Source organism: Actinomycetota bacterium (assembly GCA_036280995.1).
Taxonomy (GTDB): Bacteria; Actinomycetota; CALGFH01; order CALGFH01; family CALGFH01; genus CALGFH01.
The window spans coordinates 1-3,556 of sequence record DASUPQ010000530.1 but is presented as its reverse complement, the minus strand read 5'-3'; the positions used below and the strand labels follow the sequence as shown (position 1 = coordinate 3,556).

The window sequence follows — 3,556 nt, the reverse complement described above, 5'->3', positions numbered from 1 at the left end:
GGGGGCCTTGTCGTTGCGCCAGCGGCCGGTGAACCGCGGGAACTACAACGCCGGCCCGGCGTCCTCCTTGAGTAGGCCCCACTCGATGGGCCTCCAGAACTGGGGTCCGCATGACAGTGGAGTCCGGGCCGGGCTGCTCAGTCAGGTCAACGGCCGTGTTGCCGGCGCATGCGGTTGTTCCAAGCGCAGCCGGTCTGGCCTTCTCCGATGGTGGTGGCAGTCTCTAGCTGGCTGAGGATGTGGAAGCAGCGGGCCAGCAGCCGGCGGGCGATCGGCGCCAACCCGGGAAGCGGCCGATGGCCGGCCCGACGCCAGGCCGACCACCTCCACGCCGTCGGCTGTGTCGCGGGTGCTGGCGAGGCCGGTCAGCCGCGCAGGTCCGCGACCGCGGCGGCGACGGCGTCAGCCAGCGGCGTCGGCGCCCGGCCCAGGAGCCGCTTGAGGTCGTCGCCCTCGACCAGCAGCTCGCCGGCCGCGACACCACGATCACCGTCGGCGACCATGGCCGCCATCGCCTCGGGCAGGCCCGCCCCGACCAGGACCGCCTGATACTGCTCGGGCGGCAGGTCGGTGTAGGTGACCGTCCGGCCGGTGGCGACCGAGATGACCTCGGCCAGCTCAGCCATTGTGAACGGCTCGCCCCCCAGCTCATAGACCGCACCGGCGTGGCCCTCGCCGGCCAGCACCGCCGCGGCGGCCTCGGCATAGTCAGCGCGGGTGGCCGCGCTCACCTTGCCGGCGCCGGCCGCGCCGACGATGCCGCGCTCGAGGTAGACCGGCAGCTGGCCGGTGTAGTTCTCCAGGTACCAGCAGTTGCGCAGCCGCGCATAGGGGATGCCGGCCTCGGCCAGCAGCTGCTCGGTGGCCCGATGGTCCTTCATGGCCAGCAGCGTGGAGGTGTTGGCGCGGACCCCGCTGGTGTAGGCGACCAACCGCACCCCGGCGGCCTTGGCGGCGTTGATGGCGTTGCCGTGCTGGCGGACGCGCTGGCCGGCCTCGCTCCCAGAGACCAGCAACAGCTTGTCGGCGCCGGCGAACGCCTCGGGCAGCGACGCCTGGTCGTTGAAGTCCACACGCCGGACCACGACGCCGCAGTCGGCCAGGTCGCCGAGGACCTCGGTGCGCCGTCCGGTGGCGATGATCTGCTCGGCAGGGACGCCCCGCTGCAGCAGGGCTTCGACCACCAGACGGCCCAGCTGGCCGGTGGCGCCAGTGACGACCATGGACATGTGCTCGTGCTCCTCTCGTGGCTGATTGTGATCGGCCACCCAATCCGGGCCCGCCAGCAGTAACCAAGCCCGCAACCCCATTGCTTCCCACCGGAGAACAGGCACCTTCAAGTGCCATCCTCACCGTCCCTGCCAGCTCCCAGAGCCGCAGGCCGCAGCCTTGCAAGGCTTGTCTTGCTGTCTCGCGTCATTCTTCCCCGTCTGGAGGGAATGACCGCCGGGGCAGGAGTGAGGGTGCTCAGGAAACGGCGAGACGGGCCCAAGTCACGGCGGGCGCCAGCGCTGACCGGCCGCGACGGCGGCGCGGTGGCCGTGCCACACCGCGAGGCGGTCGAGCAGGACCTGCTGGGCTGGCTACAAGCGCTGCCCGGCTTCGACAACGAGCAGGTGGTCGAGGCGATGACCTGCGCCGAGGACGCCATGTTCGTCTGCTGGCCCCGACCCCACCAGATCAGCGGCCAAGCTAGAGACCCGGAACGGTAGCCGCTGCCGGGGCGTGCGCCATCCCAAGGGTCCTGGGGCACAACTGCACCGCGACCTGGGCCGGATCCAGCCATACCAAACCAAGGGAGTGAAGCGCCGTCTAAAGCGTTCCATGCTGCCGTACCCGGGCGGCCAGGGCGGGGATGGCAGCGATCTTGGCCGGGTCGAGGTGCTCCCAGAGGATCCCCTGCGGCCGGCGGGTGCGGCGGCATCTGATGACCTCCTCGCCGGCGACGATCAGGTCCAGGCGGAAGTCGTGGCCGGTCTCGGGCAGCGGCTCCTCCAGCACCTGCAGGGGGTGGACGGTGGTGGCGACCACGGTATTGGTGCCGATCAGCCCGGCCTCGACCAGCAACGCGAACTCCAGGTCGGAGAAGCCGCCGCCCTTGCCGACCCGGGCGCCGTCGCGGTTGACGGCCACGCTGCCGCAGACCACCAGGTCCACGGGTTGCAGCTCGGCCACGTAGATCCGCCGCCCGACCCGGGCCGACCCGGCGATGGAGGCGGCGCGGCGGGGTGGGACCTCGAGCCGGCCTGGGTCGAGGAGGATGAAGGGGCGTTCGTCGGTCAGGCGGGGGACGGCCATGTACAGGAGCTTGCCGTCGGCCAGGGCTCGAGCCCGGACCGGGAGCTGGGGGGCGTCGGGGTTGCTCTTGACCACCCGGGCCGCCCGCCACACCGGCAGTGAGGCCAGCCGGGCGGCGGCCGCCGACGCCCCGGCGAAGTTGGGGATCCGCCCCTTGGCGCCCGGGAAGCGGGCCGCCCGCTCGCGCTCCACGAGGGCCCAGACGCGCTCGCGGATCGCCTGCTTGGCCCGGGCCGCCTCGTCCGGGCCGGGAGCGGATGCTCCGATCACTGCTCCTCCCCTCGCGGGGCGCCGATCAGGCGATCCATGAGCTGCTCGGGCAGGGCGTCGCGGGTGGCCTCGGTGACCCGTACCACCCGGATGCCGGGGCGGCGCCTGAGGGCATCGGTGAACTGGTGGCGGGCCTGGTGAACGGTGGCCACCACGGCCACGTCGCGGTCGAGTAGCTGCATGACCGCGTCACGGAAGGGCGCGGAGGCAAGCTCCATCTTGCCCAGCTCGTCCACCACCACCACTGCGCCAGTCCTTGGTGTGCGCAGCGCCGGCAGGGCGACCCGGTCGAAGGCGGCTAGGTCCACGCCGTACCTGCCCACCCGGGGTGGGCCGGGCAGGTCGACGTGGGCAAGGACTTCTTGGGCTCCAGAGACGGCCTCGACCAGGAAGCCCTCCCGGCGCCCACCGGTCCGCAGCTCAGCCGTGGTGAACCCCCCGACCGGCACGCCCGCCTCCTGCAGCAGGTGCAGCAGGCGCCGGGCCACGGTGGTCTTGCCGATCCCTGGGCGGCCCTCGAGCAGCAGCCGCGGGGTACCCTCGTCCACGAGGTGAACCTAGCCGATCGGCATCGTGGCCCGCGAGGCGACCGAACCTCTGGGGGTGGTGGGATGGCGCGGATCGACCACTACGAGTTCGGGCGGATCGTCGTCGACAGAGGCGAGGAGACCAACGACCTCATCATCCTGCCCGACCGGGTGCTGCGGAACTGGTGGCGCCAGGACGGCCACGCGCTCGTCCTCGACGACCTGGTCGAGGTTCTGGACGACCTCCCTTCCCACCTGGTCGTCGGCACGGGTGCCGCCGGCCGCATGCGGCCCGATCCCGACACGATCCAACAACTCCAGGACCGCGGCGTGACGGTGGAGGCGCTGCCCACCGGCCAGGCCGTACGCCGCTTCGGTGAGCTCGACCCGGCACGCACCGCGGCCGCCCTCCACCTCACCTGCTGACCAGATCCGACGCGGTGGTCACTTCGGCCTGCCAT

The 3,556-nt window shown here is 72.1% G+C and carries 5 protein-coding genes; 2 read left to right on the top strand and 3 right to left on the bottom strand.

Translation table 11 applies throughout. The features are described 5' to 3' along the window. Window positions 1-365: 365 nt before the first annotated feature. Window positions 366-1,229 carry an SDR family oxidoreductase gene (locus tag VF468_17840; protein ID HEX5880152.1) on the bottom strand — a complete coding sequence of 288 codons (864 nt, stop codon included), beginning with the start codon at window positions 1,227-1,229 and terminating at the stop codon, window positions 366-368. A gap of 234 nt (window positions 1,230-1,463) precedes the next feature. Here VF468_17840 and VF468_17835 point away from each other — a divergent pair, with 234 nt between their 5' ends. Then, entirely contained in the window at window positions 1,464-1,712 is a 249-nt protein-coding gene (locus VF468_17835) for a hypothetical protein (protein ID HEX5880151.1), read from the top strand. A gap of 100 nt (window positions 1,713-1,812) precedes the next feature. Here VF468_17835 and VF468_17830 read toward each other — a convergent pair whose 3' ends face one another. Together VF468_17830 and VF468_17825 are read right to left on the bottom strand one after the other, a co-directional pair. Continuing rightward, entirely contained in the window at window positions 1,813-2,568 is a 756-nt protein-coding gene (locus VF468_17830) for a 5-formyltetrahydrofolate cyclo-ligase (protein HEX5880150.1), read from the bottom strand. Then, complete coding sequence (locus tag VF468_17825; GenBank protein ID HEX5880149.1) at window positions 2,565-3,116, bottom strand: NTPase; 552 nt, start codon at window positions 3,114-3,116, stop codon at window positions 2,565-2,567. The genes VF468_17830 and VF468_17825 overlap by 4 nt, the downstream gene beginning before the upstream one ends. Before the next feature lie 63 nt (window positions 3,117-3,179). On the opposite strand from VF468_17825, the gene VF468_17820 reads away from it, so the two are divergent. After that, window positions 3,180-3,521, top strand: a complete 342-nt coding sequence (locus VF468_17820; protein HEX5880148.1) for an MTH938/NDUFAF3 family protein — start codon at window positions 3,180-3,182, stop codon at window positions 3,519-3,521. The last annotated feature ends 35 nt before the right edge of the window (window positions 3,522-3,556 follow it).